Annotated in this window: 17 protein-coding genes and 2 pseudogenes; 3 read left to right on the top strand and 16 right to left on the bottom strand. The window is 57.9% G+C overall.

The features are described 5' to 3' along the window. Positions 1-57 precede the first annotated feature (57 nt). From U5J94_RS05835 to U5J94_RS05845, 3 genes and pseudogenes are all read right to left on the bottom strand, one after another. The gene (locus tag U5J94_RS05835; protein WP_322564703.1) at positions 58-957 is read right to left on the bottom strand and encodes a cation diffusion facilitator family transporter; all 900 of its coding nucleotides are present in this window, start codon (positions 955-957) and stop codon (positions 58-60) included. 81 nt (positions 958-1,038) lie between these two features. Further along, a pseudogene (locus U5J94_RS05840) lies at positions 1,039-1,428 on the bottom strand (peptidase S15); the annotation flags it as partial. Positions 1,429-1,566: 138 nt separating this feature from the next. After that, positions 1,567-1,983: a ferritin-like domain-containing protein gene (locus tag U5J94_RS05845; RefSeq protein ID WP_322564705.1), complete on the bottom strand. Its 417-nt coding sequence runs from the start codon at positions 1,981-1,983 to the stop codon at positions 1,567-1,569. A gap of 224 nt (positions 1,984-2,207) precedes the next feature. Here U5J94_RS05845 and U5J94_RS05850 point away from each other — a divergent pair, with 224 nt between their 5' ends. Further along, the gene (locus U5J94_RS05850) at positions 2,208-3,167 is read left to right on the top strand and encodes an MBL fold metallo-hydrolase (RefSeq protein WP_322564706.1); all 960 of its coding nucleotides are present in this window, start codon (positions 2,208-2,210) and stop codon (positions 3,165-3,167) included. On the opposite strand, the gene U5J94_RS05855 is transcribed toward U5J94_RS05850, so the two are convergent. Then, entirely contained in the window at positions 3,164-3,586 is a 423-nt protein-coding gene (locus tag U5J94_RS05855) for a hypothetical protein (protein ID WP_322564707.1), read from the bottom strand. The two genes, U5J94_RS05850 and U5J94_RS05855, sit on opposite strands and share 4 nt — an antisense overlap. Before the next feature lie 214 nt (positions 3,587-3,800). Between U5J94_RS05855 and U5J94_RS05860 the strand changes: the two genes are divergently transcribed. Continuing rightward, positions 3,801-4,289 carry a hypothetical protein gene (locus U5J94_RS05860; protein ID WP_322564708.1) on the top strand — a complete coding sequence of 163 codons (489 nt, stop codon included), beginning with the start codon at positions 3,801-3,803 and terminating at the stop codon, positions 4,287-4,289. 77 nt (positions 4,290-4,366) lie between these two features. Here the strand turns inward: U5J94_RS05860 and U5J94_RS05865 are convergent, their stop codons facing one another. From U5J94_RS05865 to U5J94_RS05895, 6 genes and pseudogenes are all read right to left on the bottom strand, one after another. Further along, positions 4,367-4,774 (bottom strand): GtrA family protein, encoded by a 408-nt coding sequence (locus U5J94_RS05865; protein WP_322564709.1) that lies wholly within the window; start codon positions 4,772-4,774, stop codon positions 4,367-4,369. A gap of 10 nt (positions 4,775-4,784) precedes the next feature. Beyond that, positions 4,785-6,073 (bottom strand): annotated as a pseudogene (locus U5J94_RS15260) (NAD(P)/FAD-dependent oxidoreductase). Between the two features lie 341 nt (positions 6,074-6,414). Next, a complete protein-coding gene (locus U5J94_RS05880) occupies positions 6,415-7,356 on the bottom strand; it encodes an NAD-dependent epimerase/dehydratase family protein (protein WP_322564711.1) in 942 nt (313 codons plus the stop codon). Then, positions 7,356-8,093: an SDR family oxidoreductase gene (locus U5J94_RS05885; protein ID WP_322564712.1), complete on the bottom strand. Its 738-nt coding sequence runs from the start codon at positions 8,091-8,093 to the stop codon at positions 7,356-7,358. Before U5J94_RS05885 ends, U5J94_RS05880 begins: the two co-directional genes overlap by 1 nt. Then, positions 8,090-9,412: an FAD-binding oxidoreductase gene (locus U5J94_RS05890; RefSeq protein WP_322564713.1), complete on the bottom strand. Its 1,323-nt coding sequence runs from the start codon at positions 9,410-9,412 to the stop codon at positions 8,090-8,092. The genes U5J94_RS05885 and U5J94_RS05890 overlap by 4 nt, the downstream gene beginning before the upstream one ends. 4 nt (positions 9,413-9,416) lie before the next feature. Continuing rightward, positions 9,417-10,850 (bottom strand): UbiA family prenyltransferase, encoded by a 1,434-nt coding sequence (locus U5J94_RS05895; protein WP_322564714.1) that lies wholly within the window; start codon positions 10,848-10,850, stop codon positions 9,417-9,419. Between the two features lie 209 nt (positions 10,851-11,059). On the opposite strand from U5J94_RS05895, the gene U5J94_RS05900 reads away from it, so the two are divergent. After that, positions 11,060-11,428 (top strand): hypothetical protein, encoded by a 369-nt coding sequence (locus U5J94_RS05900; RefSeq protein ID WP_322564715.1) that lies wholly within the window; start codon positions 11,060-11,062, stop codon positions 11,426-11,428. On the opposite strand, the gene U5J94_RS05905 is transcribed toward U5J94_RS05900, so the two are convergent. From U5J94_RS05905 to U5J94_RS05930, 6 genes are all read right to left on the bottom strand, one after another. Next, positions 11,415-11,819 carry a rhodanese-like domain-containing protein gene (locus tag U5J94_RS05905; RefSeq protein ID WP_322564716.1) on the bottom strand — a complete coding sequence of 135 codons (405 nt, stop codon included), beginning with the start codon at positions 11,817-11,819 and terminating at the stop codon, positions 11,415-11,417. The two genes, U5J94_RS05900 and U5J94_RS05905, sit on opposite strands and share 14 nt — an antisense overlap. 93 nt (positions 11,820-11,912) lie before the next feature. After that, complete coding sequence (locus tag U5J94_RS05910; protein ID WP_322564717.1) at positions 11,913-12,311, bottom strand: hypothetical protein; 399 nt, start codon at positions 12,309-12,311, stop codon at positions 11,913-11,915. Between the two features lie 52 nt (positions 12,312-12,363). Beyond that, entirely contained in the window at positions 12,364-12,690 is a 327-nt protein-coding gene (locus tag U5J94_RS05915) for a hypothetical protein (protein WP_322564718.1), read from the bottom strand. A 130-nt stretch (positions 12,691-12,820) separates the two neighbouring features. Further along, positions 12,821-13,969 carry a 5-(carboxyamino)imidazole ribonucleotide synthase gene (locus U5J94_RS05920; RefSeq protein WP_322564719.1) on the bottom strand — a complete coding sequence of 383 codons (1,149 nt, stop codon included), beginning with the start codon at positions 13,967-13,969 and terminating at the stop codon, positions 12,821-12,823. 2 nt (positions 13,970-13,971) lie between these two features. Then, complete coding sequence (gene purE, locus U5J94_RS05925; protein WP_322564720.1) at positions 13,972-14,463, bottom strand: 5-(carboxyamino)imidazole ribonucleotide mutase; 492 nt, start codon at positions 14,461-14,463, stop codon at positions 13,972-13,974. A gap of 57 nt (positions 14,464-14,520) precedes the next feature. After that, positions 14,521-16,848 carry a nitric oxide reductase activation protein NorD gene (locus U5J94_RS05930; RefSeq protein ID WP_322564721.1) on the bottom strand — a complete coding sequence of 776 codons (2,328 nt, stop codon included), beginning with the start codon at positions 16,846-16,848 and terminating at the stop codon, positions 14,521-14,523. Position 16,849: the final 1 nt, after the last annotated feature.

The raw sequence follows: 16,849 nt of genomic DNA on the forward strand, positions 1-16,849 counted from the left end.
TCGAGTCTTCGAGACTTCGTGGTGAAAAAACGGGCCAGGCCGATATGGCTCTGTTAGTTATAAACTGCCCGGGCTGGCCAGCTTGCAGTAATCGTTGCCGGTTTCGTACTGCAGGGTGACGTGATCGATGCCGAAGCGGTGGTGCAGCTCGTCGCTGGCCCGTTGCACGAGCGAATCGTCATCCGGGAATTGCGGGACGACCAGATGGGCAGTGAGCGCGGTTTCGGTGGTGCTCATGGGCCAGATGTGCAGATCATGCACTTCACTGACGCCGGGCAACTGAGCCAGGTAGTTCTCAACCTGGTGGGGATCAATGTTTTTCGGTACCGCATCGATGGCCAGGCCGGTGGAATCACGCAACAGATCCAGTGTGCTGTAGAGTATCACCAGCGCGATAAGCAGACCGAGCAATGGATCGACCCACAGCCAGCCGGTGAACAGGATCACGGCACCGGCGATTACCACGCCCAGTGAGACGCCCGCATCGGCGGCCATATGCAGAAAGGCGGCCTTGATATTGAGATCATCTTTCTGGCCACGGATGAACAGCAGCGCGGTGACGGTATTGATCACCACACCGACGGCGGCGACGACGATCACGGTCATACCGTCGACCGGTTGTGGCTCGCTCAGGCGACCCAGCGCCTCCCAGGCAATCGCGCCTACTGCCACCAATAGCAGCATGCCACTCAACAGCGAGGCGAGAATGGTCAGGCGACGAAAGCCATAAGTCCGATAGGGCGTGGGCTCCTTGCCGGCCAGATAGATGGCGCCCCAGGCCAGCAGCAGGGTCAGCACATCGGAGAGGTTATGTCCGGCATCGGTGATCAACGCCAGGGAGTTGCCGAGGAAGCCGTAGACAAACTCGATCACAACAAAGATCAGATTCAGGCTGATCCCCAGGGTGAAAGCGCGGTTGTAGCTATGCGGGGCGGGGTGATGGTGCGTGTGGGCCATGACGACAACTATCTATCATTAAAAGGGCGGCTGTCAATCATGCCGCGAGCAATGAAGTGTCGGTTATGCGGTTGAGACCGTTTAGACAAAATCCCGCGGTATGACCGTGTCCCAGTTGGCCGAATAGACGCGTTTATCGCCTTCGTAAGCGTCGAGTTCGGCGCGCAGATAGAAATCACTTTCGGTCGAGGTCAATATGGTGCGAGTGACGGTTTTGACAAACCAGTCGCCGCGCCGGTAACTGCGTTCCCACAGGGTTTCGCCACGAACCGAGTTGAAGTCGTCACCCTGATAGGTATACCACTCCAGTGCCTTGCGGCCCATCGCCAGATCGATGTCCCTGATATAGACAATACCGCTGTCGTTGATCACCTTGAGGGTCGAAAGATCGAGATCCAGATCCCGAATCACGCGCCAGTTGTGGTGTTCCGGCTCGATCATCTCGGTGACCAACGGCGGTGCCGCTTCCGGTTCGTCAACTGGGCGAGGTTGAAATCGTCGAGCCCTACCACAAAGATGTTCAAGGACATCCTGCCACTCCGGCATCGTTTTCAGAATTTCATTGTGGTATTCGGTTGCGCGTCAACGCAATGTGAATTTCATATATCCTTATTCCTGCTGGCTGTTTTCTCTCTCCACGCAACGTTGAAAAGCCGGCAGGTGGTTCTCCCGGGAGGCGCGTTGCAGGTTCCGAAGCACGCTCTGGACGTCCGGATAGTCGCTGCTGTCAGCGAGGAGACGATCATACATCGCGGCATTATCGATCTCGGCGGCCACGCCGGCCTGGCAGGCGGCCAGAAGGGCTTCGGGTATCTTGATACGCTCTGGCCAGTTGTCCTCGGGTACGCACAGGCCATGATTGTCGAACAGTACCAGCAAGGCATCGATATGGCGTTGCTCCGCCTCGACGATGTTGCTGAAAGGGCGCACATCACCAAATTTTTCGAGGACCCGGCGGTAGGTGGCGCGGGCCCTGTATTCGTCCTCGATCGCTTCGGTCAATATTTCGTTCAGGGTCTGTGTCATGCTGCATGACTCGGTGAGTGTTTTATTCAGTTTAGCGTTTTTTTCACCGGAACAATATGCTCTGGAGCACCGATTCAGTCCGAATCTGATAGTCGAGCTTGGCATCGTGCTCCGGAATGATCTCGCGCACCTGTATACGTGAACAAGTCGGTAATGTGCAGAAGGTGATTTACGTGGACCATGGCGGCTATTATCATGTTTCCTCATTGTGAGGAGAAAAGCCCATGCTTAGTAATGTGTATCATTTTTTGAAAATTCAGTTCGGTCTTCTGGTCCTGCTATTACTGCTGTTGCCAGTTACCGGAGTGCAGGCTGGTGAGAGGTTGCCGGAACCGGAAATCAAGAAAGTCAATGACCGGGTCTACGCGCTGCTGGGACCGATTGGCTTTCCTTCAAAAGAAAATCATGGCTATATGGTCAACAGCGCGGTATTGATTGGCGATGAGGGCGTGGTTCTGATCGATACCGGATTCAGCAATGAAATTGGTCAGCATTTAAAAAACACCATTGCCGGTATCACGGATAAGCCGGTGACCCACATCATCAACACCCATCATCATGGCGATCATATCCTGGGCAACACCGCTTTCCCGGATGCGGAAATTGTCAGTTCGAAAATGTGCCGGGAACTGGTTGAAAAACATGGTTACGACTGGATCGCAATACTGGAGAACACGACGGGAAAGGAACATCCCGATACCCGGCCGGTCCCCGCACAAACGGTATATCCGCAAGAGTCGCATACAGACGTGACCCTGCAGGGTATCTCCATGGAGATGTGGGTTCCCGCCGGCTCGCATACGCCGGGTGACATGATGATTTACCTGCCACAGGATAAATTGCTGATTAGCGGCGATGTTCTGGTCAAGAAAATGATTCCCAGTTTTGTCGATGCCCATCTCGGCAGCTGGATTGAAACCCTGGCGCAGATCGAAAAGCGGGAGATCGAGACGGTCATTCCCGGCCACGGGCCACTGATGACCAAAGCCGATGTGAAAGCCATGCATCGACGGATGGCGGATCTCTATGCCGGGATCGAGGCAGGATACAATCAGGGGCTGATGGACAGCGAGATACGCAAGATACTGGATTTGTCACAGTGGAAGAAGATGAAGGAGTTCGAAGGGCAGATGGGAATCAACATCAACCGGGCTTACCTGGAGATCGAACGCGAGAGTTTCTAACCCTGGCTGTTTTGTGGTTCAAATCGGGGTGAGAGCAAGCGCTCAATCCACTGGCGAGCCTCACGCAGATTACGGAACGATTCGCTTTGAAAGCCGTCGCCGATCCAGGTCCGGGAAAATATCTGGTAGGAGACATCCACCCCGTTGAGTTGCCGGGGTGAGCCGACCAGGGCAACCAGCTGGTCGGGGTTCAGGGCGGCCTCTTCCTTGTCCTCCAGGGTAATGATATGGAGCTCTTCGGGCGAGACTTCCATGCGCTTGGCCTCGGTAAAATCCCAGATCTGGTAGCGCAGTTTCTTTTGTGGATCCCGGGCGTAAATTTCCCGGTTGAGATCAATGATTTCGCGGCCGCTGACCAGCCCACTCATCCTGAGTAATACGCCTTCCCCGTCATATTCGCTCTGGATTGTAGCGGGCATATAGCTACCTCCTGTATGGGCAACGACGAGGGGATAGCCTCGGCATTTGCGGGTTTGTAATATATAAGTAGAATAGTCAACTTTTTCCAAATGGGCAAACAGGAATGGTTTATCGGGGCTATGCCTTGATTGGCATCAAGGTCATTGTTGAGCCAGGGTCCAAGATTAGTTGAATAATGTCAGTATCAATGTCCGAACGGACCGGAGCATCGCAATGCGTCATAATCTTTATTTATTGCTCTTTATCGTCGTTGCCGCATCGATCCCGATGCGCGCTGCCCTGGCCGGGACAAATGCGCCAGTGCTGGCGGGGCAGCCCGAGTTACGTCAGTTATTGCAGCAGGAAATGCAGGCATTGAAAAAAGCCATGGCGGTGCTGAGCCAGGCCCTGCCGCAAGGCGAGTGGCGCAGCGTGGCCGAAACAGCCGGCCAGGTCCATGACAGCTTTATTTTTCAGCAGAAGCTGACTGCCAAAGATCGCAAGACCCTGCATCAGGCCTTGCCGGAAGGCTTTATCCGGCAAGACAGGGCCTTTCATCAACAGGCCAGAAAGCTGCAGCATGCCGCCGAGTCACGCGATGCCGAACTGAGTCTGTTCTATTATTCGAAAATGCTGGAAAGCTGTGTGACCTGCCACAGCAAATTTGCAACCCATCGATTTCCGTCCCTGGCCGAAGGTGGTTCGGATCATGGAGGTCATTGAGTAACGCACTGTTTGTGCGGTGGGTTGCAAAGGGACGAGGTACGAGTGACGAGGGACGAGGAAAATAAGATTTTCGATCAGGGTGACTTGCGGAATGAATAGTATTTGTGTCCCAGGTAACTGGTGACGGCGGGGATGGCCAGGCCGATGAGATGGGCGACTTCGGGGGCATAGAAGGTGTAGCCGACGGCAGGGAACAGGTATTCGGCCAGACCGACGCTGATGAGCCAGACCTGCACCACGGCCAGCAGGTTCACCAGGGTGAAATCGCGCAACTCGTGCCAGTGATGGCGACCGCTTTTCTCGAACACGTAGATCTTCGACAGGATAAACGCCGTCAGCATGCCCACCAGATAGGCGAGAATGACCGCCAGTCGATAACCGACCCATTCATTAATAATAATCCGCGAGACAAAGTTCACCAGCGCGGCGAAACCGCCGACGACCAGAAACTGCATGAACTCGGTTCGGATTGCCTTGGTCATGGCTGGTTTCTCATGATTGGGCCATTTTCGCCAGTTGTCTACCCAGCTTGACGCTCTCGGCCATGGAACGATCTTCCGGGTAGTAATAGGAGGTGTCGGCGATCAGAAGATTGTCGACGTTGCCGCGAATGGGCGGGAGCAGACTGGCAAAGCCCGGCTGGCAAATGGGTTGCGCATAGGCATAGCGCGAGGCATTGACCGAGATAATGTCCTCATCGCCCAGTTCGGGGTTGAGTTTTTTCAGATAGCCGGTTGCCTCGTTGATGATCTTCTCATCGCTCCAGCTGAACTTGGGGTGGGAGCGGGGCATGTAATAGGGGACATAGACCACGTTGTCGGACAGCGGCCGCAGATTGCTCATTTCGATAATGCCGGGGATATCGAAATCCGGATCGCTGATGTTGAGCCAGAAGTTGTCGGTGACCGGCTTTTTGAGTTTATAGATCAGACAGACCACGCCGATGTTCTGCACCTGCCGGTAACGTTCCAGCTGCTCCCCGGGAAGATCGGGGATTAGCCGCGGAATATACTGTAACGGGATGGTACTGATGATCTGGTCATAGGCTTCGAGACCGCTGTTGAGTTCAATGCCGGTCACCCGGTCGTTTTCGATGCGGACATTGCGGACCGGTGTCGACAGATGAATATTGCCCCCTTGTTGTTTGATGCGGGCAGCCAGCTCGTTGAGCAGGGTTTGTGAACCCCCTCGATATAGCCGAGTGACTCCTGGAAGATGCTGCGCCGCGACTGGCCGACCCGGCGGATTCGGGCCCAGATCCAGGCGGCCGAGAGGTTATCGGTAAAGTCGTGAAACTTGAGCCGGAACAGCCGATCCCACAGCACCTCGTAGGCTTTTTTGCCGCTGCCCTTCTTCAGCCAGCTGACCGCATCGAGACCGTCCAGATCGCGCCAGTTCTCCTTGTCCCGTTTGGAGGCGAAGAACATATGCGCACCATAGCGCAAGCGCGATATGAGATTGAGATGAGGAAAAGTCAACAGTGATATGGGATCCCCCCAGCGATGCAGATGACCGTGATAATAGTAGCCCATTTTCGTATCGACCCAGTGCAGCTTGTCGGTCATGCCCAGCTCATCGAGCAGATCAAACAGCGGCTCGTCGGGACGGCAGACAAAATGGTAATAGCGCTCGATACTCAGTCCATCAAAATCAAAGTGCGCTGACATTCCCCCGAGGCGATCATCGAACTCGTACAGATCGACCTGGTGGTCCTGTTTGCTCAGTTCGTAGGCCGTGGCCAGACCCATGGGGCCGGCGCCGATGACCGCGATTTTGCTCATTACGTAATCCTGTTAATAAAGTTTGCAGTCAAATGAAATTCGTGAGTCGTAAATCAGAAATAGATTCGATTTTGGACTTATGATTTAAGATTGCCAACTGCCAACTCTCTACACAATCCCTGTAGGAGCGGGCTTCGACCGCGACGGCGCCAGATTCGGCAATCGCGCCCGCGGGGCGCTCCTACAGACTTAACTATTCAGCCGTAGGTCACATTGGCGAAGCCTATGTGACGATTCCCGGTCGATTGTCAGGTAGCGCTGCGCGCAACCTGACCTACACTGTCTCTGCTAACTGCTAACTGCTAACTGCTAACTGCTAACTGCTAACTGCCAACTGCCAACTAGAAATCCAGTACATACTTACTGTAAGTCGGGTCGGTATAGGTCTCCCGTATCGCTTCATCGAACGGTGTGGCCTCAACCCCGAAAATATTCCACCACGGTATCAGCTCGAACTCGTCATGCGCGACCAGGGCTGCCAGTTGCTGGGTGGTAAAGGGCGGATCCCGGTCGAACAGCGCATAAAACCACAGCAGGAACCAGAACAGCCGGTACGGGATATGGACGATCCAGGTGCGCAGGCCTTGCACCCGTTTGATGGTACGGATGATATCCACATAATCGACTTTCTCGCACCCGGTGATGTTGAAAGCCTCATTATGCCGGCGCTGCTGCATGGCACTGATGATGATGTTACAAAAGTCCTTCACATACAACGGCTGACGCATGAAGCGACCGTGCGAGGGGATGGGAAAGATCGGGGATTTTTGCATAAAGCGCGACAGCCAGCCCAGGTGCTTGCGGTCGAACCAGCCGAACATCAATGTCGGGCGCAGGATGACGTGCGGAATACCGCATTCCTCGACCAGCTGCTCCTGGGCCTTCTTGCTGTTGGTGTAAAAGTCATTGGCGACCGATTCGACCACCGAGGAGCTGATGTGCGCGATGTAGGGTACGGCGTATTGCTTGCAGGCGTCGATGACATGCCGGGTTGAGTGAATGTTATTGCGAATGAACGGCTCCTCGGTGAGCGCGCCGATCTGCGCCTGCAGCATGATCACCACGTCGGCGCCGTCAAAGTGTTGTTGCCAGGGACCGCTTTCGGCCAGGTCGGCTTCGATCACGGTAATATCCGGGTGCAGCTCGGCCAGCATGCGCGTGTTATGCGGGTGCTTGTCGATGCCGACGAGATTGGTATAGCCGGCCTGCTTCAAAAACACGACCAGGTTCTGGCCCACCAGTCCGGCCGCGCCGGGGATGACGATTTTGCTCTGCTTGTCCACTACAGTGACAGCCTCTTGAAGACAAATTCCGGGATCAGCTTGATGATCAACATAATATAGCGCCAGAAAAACGGCAGATAGACCACGTCCTTGCGCCGGTCCACGGCCCGGACGATACCGGCGGCGATGACCTGTGGTTTGACCCACAACAGCCCTTTTTCGAATTCCCGGGTCATGGGCGTATCGACAAAGCCCGGCTTGATGGTCAACACCTGCACGCCGGCTTTGTGCAACCGATTGCGCAGCCCCTGCAGGAAGATCGTCAGCGCGCCCTTGGCGGTGCCATAGATATAATTGCTTTGCCGGCCGCGATCCCCGGCGACCGAGGAAATCACGGCGATGGTGCCGGATTGTTGTGCCTCGAAACGGTTGGCAATCAGGGTCAGGAACGACAGAACACTCAGGCAGTTGGTTTTCAGCTCCTCAAGCGCGAGGTTGAAGTCCCGTTCCCCGGCCGCCTGCTCGCCAAGTGTGCCGTAGGCGATCAGTACCATGTCCAGGCCACCGAGTTGTTTCTCGGTATTGATTAACAGGTTTTCATGTTCTGATGTGTCATTGAGATCGAGGGTTTGCCAGTCGACCTGTTCGCTACCGCGAATATTCAGATCGTCAGCCAGTCGCTGGAGCTTGTCTTTGTCGCGTGCCGCCAGCATCAGCTGCGCGCCCCGGTCGGCATACAGCCGGGCGGTCTGTTCGGCGATGGCCGAGGTGGCCCCGAGGATCAGGATCCTTTTCATAGGGATACTCCCTGTTGTGTGACCCGGCGCCAGAAGCGGGAGGAGAAGGCCGGATCGATGTGGTGTTGAAAGGTTTGCCAGCGGGGATAGTAATGCTGAAAGGCGTCGGCGGACATGCGCGCGTCCTTGGCAGGATAGACGGCCCCCTCGTTGGCGACGGTAATCCCGTCCAGCCGATCGAGCAAATCCAGCGTTTTACGTCCCCGGTTGGCAAAATCGAGCGCCAGCGTCACACCGGGCCGGGGAAAGGAAAGCATACCGGGCGAGGTAACATCGCCGAACTGTTTCAGGACGCTGAGAAAGGATCCCTGGCCGCTGTCGGCGATCACCTGCAGCAGTTGCGGCAGGGCATCGCGGGCCCTGTCCCGCGGAATGACGCATTGATACTGGAAAAAACCGCGTTTGCCATACAGACGGTTCCAGTGGCCGATTTTATCCAGGGGATAGAAGAAAGGATCGAAATGGACCAGCGCCTCACTTTTCAACGGCTTGCCGTAATACCACCGGTTGAACAGTTTTACCGTGGCGCGATTGAGTAAAAAGCCCGGCAGGGTGAGCGGCAGTGTGAGACGGGTTTTGCGATAATCCCCGGGTTCGGGTTGTTCAAGACGCCCGTCGGCGTGATTGCCGCGATAGAAAATACCCCGTCCGAGACTGTTGCCCCGGGCCAGGCAATCGATCCAGGCGACGGTATATTCCCAGTGCCGGTCCGATTCATCGCTCAGGGTGAAAAACTCTTCCAGGCTGGCAAACCGCAGCGCCTGTTGTTCGATGGCGGTGCTTTTGATCTTTTTAAGTGTGATCTCGGCCCAGACGATCAGCCCGGTCAACCCCAGCCCACCGATGGTGGCGGCAAACAGGTCGCTGTTTTTGTCGGGGCTGCACTCATGCAATTGCCCGTCCGAGCGGCGCAGGCCGAGCTGGTTGACGTGACAACCGAAGGTGCCGGCGTGGTGATGGTTCTTGCCATGCACGTCATTGGCGATGGCGCCGCCGATGGAGACAAACTTGGTGCCGGGGGTAACCGGCAAAAACCAGCCCCGGGGTACAATCAGATTGAGAATATCGGCCAGTGTTACCCCGGCTTCACAACGCAATACGCCGTTTTGCGTGTCGAACTCGATAAAGCGATCGAGGCCGTCGGTCGCCAGCAAAACGCCGTCGGGATTGAGGGCGACATCGCCGTAACTGCGGCCCTGGCCGTGAGCCAGCACGGACGAGGCCTCGGTCGTTGGCGGCCAGGGATCGGTTTCCCAGCGCAGGGGATAAAGCGGTTGCTCCACGTCGGGATAGCGTCCCCAGGAATATTCTTGCGACATAAGACTAGAGCGCCAGTAACAGACAGACGGCGACCAGCAGGGCCACGATATAGCTGGTGCGATCATGAATGGCAAACAGTACCGGATCTTCGTGCAACACACCGCGATGGGCGAGCAGCCAGATGCGGCTGATCCAGTAGAGTATCGCGATGGCCACCGGCCACAGCCATAACGGTTGATCATACAGATTGTCGGCCTGCAGATCGTGGATATACAGCACCATGATAAGTACCGCGATATAACCGCTGCTGACACCGAACAGACTGACGACGGGCAGATCTTCGGTATGGTAGCCACGCGCGGTCTGCTTGCCTTCCGGTTTCTGTTTGAGGTTGTACAGCTCGGAAAAGCGTTTGCTCAATGCCAGGCTGAAAAAGATAAACATGGAAAAGGCCAGCAACCAGTAGGAGAGCGGTACCTCGATGGCCTGGGCGCCGGCAATAATCCGCAGGGTATACAGGCTGGTCAGCGCCAGCACATCCAGCAAGGCCACCGGCTTGAGAAACAGGGAGTAAGTAACGGTTAGCAGCAGGTAGCCCAGCAGCACCCACATGAAATCAGCGTTGACCGTGCTGGCAATGGCAAAGCCCGCCGCCAGCAACACCGGGATCATGGCGATCCCCCAGGACAGCGGCAGCAGGCCGGCGGCGAAGGGCCGGTGACGTTTTTCGTGATGCAGCCGGTCGGCCTCCAGATCGATCAGGTCATTGACCAGGTAGATGGCCGAGGCGGCACAGCCGAAGGCGACAAAGGCCAGCAGGGTATGCATCACCAGGTCCGTCGCTTCCCAGCTGTGGGAGAGCACCAGGGGCACGAAGATCAGCCCGTTCTTGCTCCACTGGTGCAGGCGCATGGCCCGCAACAGCGTCTTGACGGTATCGGCGGCGCCCGGCCGGGGAAAGGTGCGTTCCAGCTCGGTCGCCGCCGCCGCCCGACGGGTCAGCCCCGGACCGGCGTTGACCGCGATGGCGCCCGCCGCCCGGCGCCAGACTTTCATGTCGACCGTCGCATTGGCGGCATAGACAAACCCCTTTTCGCCGAACTGTTCGACCAGTCGGGCGGCTTTCCCCGCGCCGGAGAGGTTATGTGTCGCATCGCTGGCCAGCACGCCGTCGAACAGGCCGATATAGCCGGCCACCGCCCCGGCACTCTGCTGGTGGGAGGCGGTCACCAGCCACAGGGGGCGGCCGCGCTGTTTTTCCGCCTGCAGAAATTCCAGCAGGGGCTGGTTATAGGGCAGGGTTGTCGGATCGAGGCGGACACGTTCGCTGAGCCGCTGCTTGAACGCCGCTTTACCGCCCAGCAGCCAGAAGGGCAGCACCACCACCAGCCAGGGCCGCTCGGCCAGCAGCCGCAGGCACGCTTCCCACAGGGTGTCGCTGTGCACCAGCGTGCCGTCCATATCGACCGCCAGGGGTAACTGGGTGGTGTCGCTCAAGGGCTCGTCCGGGTTGGAATTTGGGTATCGTTCTCGTTATGGACCTATTTTAACTGATTGATTTTGGCTGGCAAATAAAACTCCACCCGAGTGTGAAGCGTACCCGGCAGAGAAGAACGCGGGGCGATTCAGGCTCAAGAAGTCGCCGGCCGTGTCGCTAAGCCAGTTATGACAGGGCAGTGTCGGGATGCTTCCGGGCGAGGTGATGCATGGTGTTATTCCAATCGGAACGGGGAATTCTCGGCCAGTGGCGGCGTTGTTTGCTGGCGGGGGTGTGTCTTGGCCTGTCAGCCTGGCAGTCGGTCCAGGCGTATTCGTTCCCGGCCCCAGATGAGGCTGGCGCCGGGACGCTGCCCGCTTTGGGCCTGAATGCCGTGCAGGGCCGGCAAGCCTCCGAGGCCGGCGCGGCGGCGTTTGAGCAGGAAGAGTATGTCCTGGCACGGCGCCATTGGGCGCCGGCGGCCCGGCGGGGATATGCCCGTGTCCAGTTTTATATGGGGTTGTTGCAGGCCGATGATGCACTCGCGTCCCTGCGGCACCGACTCGATGCACAACGTTGCCAGGTCACTGGACGGTGAGCAGCCCCAGTATCTGCCACATCTGCATCCCGTCGCGATAATAATTGATTTTCTCCGGCGGATAACCGTGGTCCAGCAGGCCCCGGATGGCGCGCGGCGATTGTCCGCACCAGGGGCCGTTGCACCACAGGATTAACTCCTTGGCGTTGCTGAAATCCCAGGTTTCATTGACTTCACCAGCGGCGAGCAGCTTTTCAACCAGGCCGGGTTTGCTCTGGCGTTCTGTGACCCCAAGCCGTTTAAACGTACTGATCAGTTCCGGATCGAGATCTGATTTTTCGAAAACGGTAAAGGGGATGTTGATGGAGCCGGGGATGGTTCCCTTCTGGTGCCACGAGGGGAGCCGGGCATCGATCAGCAGGCCGCTGTCATCGCGTAACTGGTTTTCCATCTATGATGGTTAAAATATCGACACGGCGGGAAAAACCTTTAGAACTAAAGGTTATAAGCGATGGCGTGTTCCCAGGTGATTGATCTGGGTCAATTATTTCTTGATCGGAGCAATACTGGCGTCGTCCGGGGGCGCATGATCGGCCAGCATCTCGCCCAGAATCAGCTCCATGGCCTCCAGGGTGCGGCTCATGACCAGCGGCCCGTGCATATGATAGAGGCGAATGCGGCAGGGAATCGGTTCGTGCAGGCTGCTGCGGTGGGCGGTCTGGAAGTCGGTCCAGGCGACCACCGGGACATCGTTGAGGACACGGTCGACGATAATCCAGGCGTCCTTTTGCAGGATCAGATCCAGGTGTTTGAGGCGGGGAATGGCAAAACGCAGATCCTCGCCCAGGCGTTTGAGCGCGACCTGCACATCGTTGTAGTAAATGGCGGGCAGTTCACCGTCGCGGTATTCGAAAACCGGCACGTCATCCAGTCGACGATACATGGTGTCTCCTGTACTGGCCCTGTACTGTCAGGCTTACACCGGGGTCCGGAACTCAGTGTTCGTCTTCCAGATCCCTGTGCGGATCCCAGCCTGCCTCGCGGGCGCGCTGGATGGCGTCGTCCTGAATACGCATGAATTTCTCGCGCAAGTCATCCGGCAGGTTGGACACCAGAAAACCGTATTTCTCCCATTCGCTGTTAGCCTTACGCCACAGATCATCGATACCCTGCGGTAGCCAGCCTTCGCAGGTTTCCGTCTCGGGAATCAGACCAAACACCCAGGCGTCACGAATGATCTTGCCGGTATCGGTCATGCCGCCATGGATATCGTTATAAATGCCGACATATTTTTTGGGTTGTGCTGAATTGCGGTTACTCATGAGTATTCCATTCCGTCTTGTGTTGCATGAAATTCAGATCACAGGGTGATCAGTATAGGATAAGGTCGGGAGCCGGGCGATAACGAAATCGGTGCATGACCCGCACACTGCGGATCTTCCTCGTCCCTCGTTACTCGTCCCGCGTTACTTCTGCGCGGGCGAGTTGTTGCTGGATCGCCTGCGCGGTCTGCAGCGCTTCATCCAGGGTGGGCGCCAGCACGTTGTAATGGCCCATCTTGCGCCCGACGCGCGCTTCACGCTTGCCGTACAGATGCAGCTTGGCGTTGGCCCGGGCAAACAGCGGGCGCCAGTCCGGCGGGGTCTGACCCTGCCACAGATCCCCGAGCAGGTTGATCATCACTACCGGGGAGAGCAGACGGGGATCGCCCAGCGGCAGGCCGCAGACCGCCCGTACCTGCTGTTCGAACTGTGAAGTGAGTGTCGCATCCAGGGTATAGTGGCCGCTGTTGTGCGGGCGCGGGGCAATTTCATTGACCAGCAGCTCGCCATGGGAGACAAAGAACTCCACGGCCAGCACGCCAACATAATCCAGCGTCCCGGCGATGGCGGTGGCCGCCTGCAGCACCTGTTGTTCCAGGTCGGTGTCGATGCGCGCCGGCACCAGGCTGACATCCAGAATGCCGTGGCGGTGAACGTTCTCGGCCACCGGATAGCAACGGGTTTCGCCATCGATGCCGCGCGCCACCACCACCGAGATTTCCAGATCGAGATCGACCCGCTGTTCCAGCACGCAGGGGTTGTTGCCCAGCTCCTGCCAGGCGTCGGCCAGCTCCTCGCCCGAGGCGACCGGGTATTGCCCCTTGCCGTCGTAGCCGAAGCGGGCAATTTTCAAAATGGCCGGGGTGGGGACGGCGCGGGCCGCCGCGTCGAGATCGGCGGGCTCCCGGATCACCGCAAAGGGCGCGGTGGCAAAGCCGTTATCGTGCAAAAAGGTTTTTTCGCTGATCCGATCCTGGGTCAGGGTCACGGCGCGGGCGCCGGGGCGGACATCGCAATGCTCGGCCAGATATTCCAGACTTTCGGCAGGGACGTTTTCGAATTCGGTGGTGATGGCGTCACAGGTCTCGCTCAGATACTGCAGCGCGGTGGTATCGAGATAATCGGCACAGACATGGTCGCTTGCCAGCATGCCGGCCGGGCTGTCGGGATCGGGGTCCAGCACGACCACCTCGTAGCCCATGTTGCGCGCGGCGATGGTGAACATGCGGCCCAGCTGGCCGCCACCGAGCATGCCGAGAGTCGCACCGGGTAACAGCATCGTTAGACCTTCGGCAGTTTCATGGCGCGCACCCTGGTGCGCTGCTTCTTGCGGAAAGTTTCCAGCTTGCGGGCGTATTTGTCCTCCTGACGGGCCAGCAGGGAGACCGCAAACAGCCCGGCATTGGCCGCGCCCGCCTCGCCGATGGCGAAGGTGGCCACCGGAATCCCTTTGGGCATCTGTACGATGGACAGCAGCGAGTCGAGCCCCTTCAGGGCTCGCGAGGTGACCGGCACGCCCAGCACCGGCACGATGGTCTTGGCCGCCAGCATGCCCGGCAGGTGGGCCGCGCCCCCGGCGCCGGCGATGATGCACTGCAGCCCCCGTTCGGCGGCCTGTTCGGCATACTCATATAACAGGTCCGGCGTGCGGTGCGCCGAGACCACTTTGGTCTCGTGCGGAATACCGAATTCTTTCAGCACCTCAACGGCCTGGCTCATGACTTTCCAGTCACTGTTGCTGCCCATGACGACGCCGACGACGGGTTTTTTCATGCTTCTCACCAGTGGTTCAAAATTGCGCTGTGTATTGTAACCCGAGTCCGGCCGGAATTACTTGGTCAGGCTGGCGAACAACATGGGCAATTTCTCCGGCAGCCGGTCCACATGGTCGACGATGGTGTAGTTGTTGGCGCCGAATATCCGCTTCACGTAGTTGTCCGCATCGGGATCCAGCGTCAGGCAGTAGGTGATCACACCCCTGGTATACAGCTCCTCGACAGCCTTCTTTGTGTCGTGACGCAGATGTTGCGGATCGCGCTCGTCGATGTCCGCCGGCTCGCCGTCAGTCACCAGTAATAACAGTTTTTTGTGCTGTTGCTGGCGCAGAAGGTGTTGTCCGGCGTGGCGCATGGCGGCTCCCATGCGGGTGGAAAGCCCGCCCTGCATGCCGGCCAGACGCGATTTAACCTCGTCGTTAAAGTGCTGGTTGAAATCCTTGAAGCGCATGTACTGCACATCATGCCGACCGTCGGAGGCAAAGCCGTGAATGGCAAAGGGATCACCGATACCGTTGATAGCAGTGGCTACCAGTGCACAGGCTTCCTTGGTCAGCTGCAGGACGGTCTTGTCCGAGCCTTCCACGGTTTCGTTGGTGGACTCGGAGAGATCCAGCAGTACCGCGACGGCCAGGTCGCGGGTCTGGATGACATTGCGCATGGTGATGCGTGGGTTGGGCTGCTCGCCCATGCGAATGGCGATCATGGCGTCGATGGCGGCATTGATGTCGATCTCGTCGCCGTCTTCCATGTTGCGCATGCGCTGCACGCCCTCGGGCTGCAACATATCGATGATCTGCTTGATCCGAAAGGCAATCGGTTTGTATTCGAGCAGAATGTCCTCGATCTCTTCGGGATCGCCTTTTTTCGGGCGGTGCTCGTAGAGCGTGACCCAGTCGGGACGGTTCAGCTGCACCTGGTAATCCCATTCCTGATAGTGGAAAGGATCGGAGATCGCCTCCTTGCCTTCCAGCTCGTTGATGGTGCAGCCTTCCTGATCGAGCCAGAAGGGCGTTTCCAGGCGCCAGATCTCCTGGGCATCGTCACCGGCCAGCTCGCAGTCGAGTTCGTTGACCATTTCCATGACACTGACGGTTTTTCTGACCTGGCGCTGGCTGGCCGGAATGTATTCGATCCCTTCTTCCCAGTTCAGCTCCTCGAATTCCCAGACGAAACGGTTGTCGTCACGATAGGGAATGCGGATCTGCTCCAGAATACGCAGGCTGGGAACGTCCTTGCGTTCGGCAAAGAGATTGAACAGCTCGAGACCGATGTGCCAGGAGAAGCTGTTGTTGTCCTTGTTCTCTTCGATATTGGTATGGAATTTCTCCGCCAGGGCATTGAGTGCTTCGTCGTCGGATTTGACGGCGGGGTCCAGCAGCATGTGGGCAAAGCGTTCCAGCACCGGCACGGTCGGGTGTTCGGCCCGGCCCTCGTACTCGATCGACATCAGCGCCTCCCACAGATTTCTGAGACCGGGGAAAGCCTGCATGGCGTGATATTCGACCCGCGCATCCTCGACCAGACCGATGAAAAACATCTGCGCCGGGCTCAGCCCTTCGGCGGAAATGCGCGAGCTGGTGTAGCAGACATGCGCCGCCAGGTGCGCGGCGATGGCGCGGTACAGTTCCAGGCCGCTGATCTCGCCGATGGGATCGACCGCGTCGGGCAGGTGCAGCACATGATGATCGATATAGGGCTTGAAGCCTTCGTGATCGGCGGCCGCCGGGCGCACGAAGAAGTCGCGGCCCCACAGGGCGCGCAGATAGAAGTTCAGCTTGCGCTGGGTATCCACGAACAGCGTGCCGCGGCGTTCCTTCTGCAGCATGGCCAGACTGTCCTGGGTGTCCAGGTTGAAGTAGTTGACCAGGTTGTTGAGATCCTTGCGATAGGCCTCGGCACCGTACAGGGCCCAGCGCTTGAGACCGGAGAGGGTCAGTTTGCTCAGCAGCTCATCGATATGTTGCAGCATCGGACGCAGGCCGCGTGAAGCCTTGGCGGACAACTGATGCAGCAGCCCCAGATAGCCGCGCAGCAGTTCCGGATCGCCCAGGCGCCGTGCGGCGGTGGGCAGGCTGGAGAACATCAGCGAGATCACCTCGCCCGAGGTCATCGAAGAGAGCTTCATGGCGGCGGCGACGATTTCCGGAATCACATCCTCGCCGCACTCCTTGACCACCAGGGGCATCTCTTGCAGATAGGATATGACCACATCCTTGCCCCGGCCCAGGTTGCACAGGCCCTTGGCACCTTCCAGGTAATCGCGCAAACCGGCCGGCGACATGACACGGGACGCTTCGTGAAACGTGCTTTCAAACGTGTCCCGCACTTCCGGCGCGGCTTCCTGCAAATATTCTTTATATTCGTCAAGATTGATAGACATG

Source organism: Thiohalophilus sp. (assembly GCF_034522235.1).
Classification (GTDB): domain Bacteria; phylum Pseudomonadota; class Gammaproteobacteria; order UBA6429; family Thiohalophilaceae; genus Thiohalophilus.

Bases quoted from the DNA above. Each gene is read 5' to 3' on its own strand.
- U5J94_RS05835 (WP_322564703.1), bottom strand. From the start codon at position 957: ATGGCCCACACGCACCATCACCCCGCCCCGCATAGCTACAACCGCGCT.
- U5J94_RS05845 (WP_322564705.1), bottom strand. From the start codon at position 1,983: ATGACACAGACCCTGAACGAAATATTGACCGAAGCGATCGAGGACGAA.
- U5J94_RS05850 (WP_322564706.1), top strand. From the start codon at position 2,208: ATGCTTAGTAATGTGTATCATTTTTTGAAAATTCAGTTCGGTCTTCTG.
- U5J94_RS05855 (WP_322564707.1), bottom strand. From the start codon at position 3,586: ATGCCCGCTACAATCCAGAGCGAATATGACGGGGAAGGCGTATTACTC.
- U5J94_RS05860 (WP_322564708.1), top strand. From the start codon at position 3,801: ATGCGTCATAATCTTTATTTATTGCTCTTTATCGTCGTTGCCGCATCG.
- U5J94_RS05865 (WP_322564709.1), bottom strand. From the start codon at position 4,774: ATGACCAAGGCAATCCGAACCGAGTTCATGCAGTTTCTGGTCGTCGGC.
- U5J94_RS05885 (WP_322564712.1), bottom strand. From the start codon at position 8,093: ATGAAAAGGATCCTGATCCTCGGGGCCACCTCGGCCATCGCCGAACAG.
- U5J94_RS05890 (WP_322564713.1), bottom strand. From the start codon at position 9,412: ATGTCGCAAGAATATTCCTGGGGACGCTATCCCGACGTGGAGCAACCG.
- U5J94_RS05900 (WP_322564715.1), top strand. From the start codon at position 11,060: ATGGTGTTATTCCAATCGGAACGGGGAATTCTCGGCCAGTGGCGGCGT.
- U5J94_RS05905 (WP_322564716.1), bottom strand. From the start codon at position 11,819: ATGGAAAACCAGTTACGCGATGACAGCGGCCTGCTGATCGATGCCCGG.
- U5J94_RS05910 (WP_322564717.1), bottom strand. From the start codon at position 12,311: ATGTATCGTCGACTGGATGACGTGCCGGTTTTCGAATACCGCGACGGT.
- U5J94_RS05915 (WP_322564718.1), bottom strand. From the start codon at position 12,690: ATGAGTAACCGCAATTCAGCACAACCCAAAAAATATGTCGGCATTTAT.
- U5J94_RS05920 (WP_322564719.1), bottom strand. From the start codon at position 13,969: ATGCTGTTACCCGGTGCGACTCTCGGCATGCTCGGTGGCGGCCAGCTG.
- purE (WP_322564720.1), bottom strand. From the start codon at position 14,463: ATGAAAAAACCCGTCGTCGGCGTCGTCATGGGCAGCAACAGTGACTGG.
- U5J94_RS05930 (WP_322564721.1), bottom strand. From the start codon at position 16,848: ATGTCTATCAATCTTGACGAATATAAAGAATATTTGCAGGAAGCCGCG.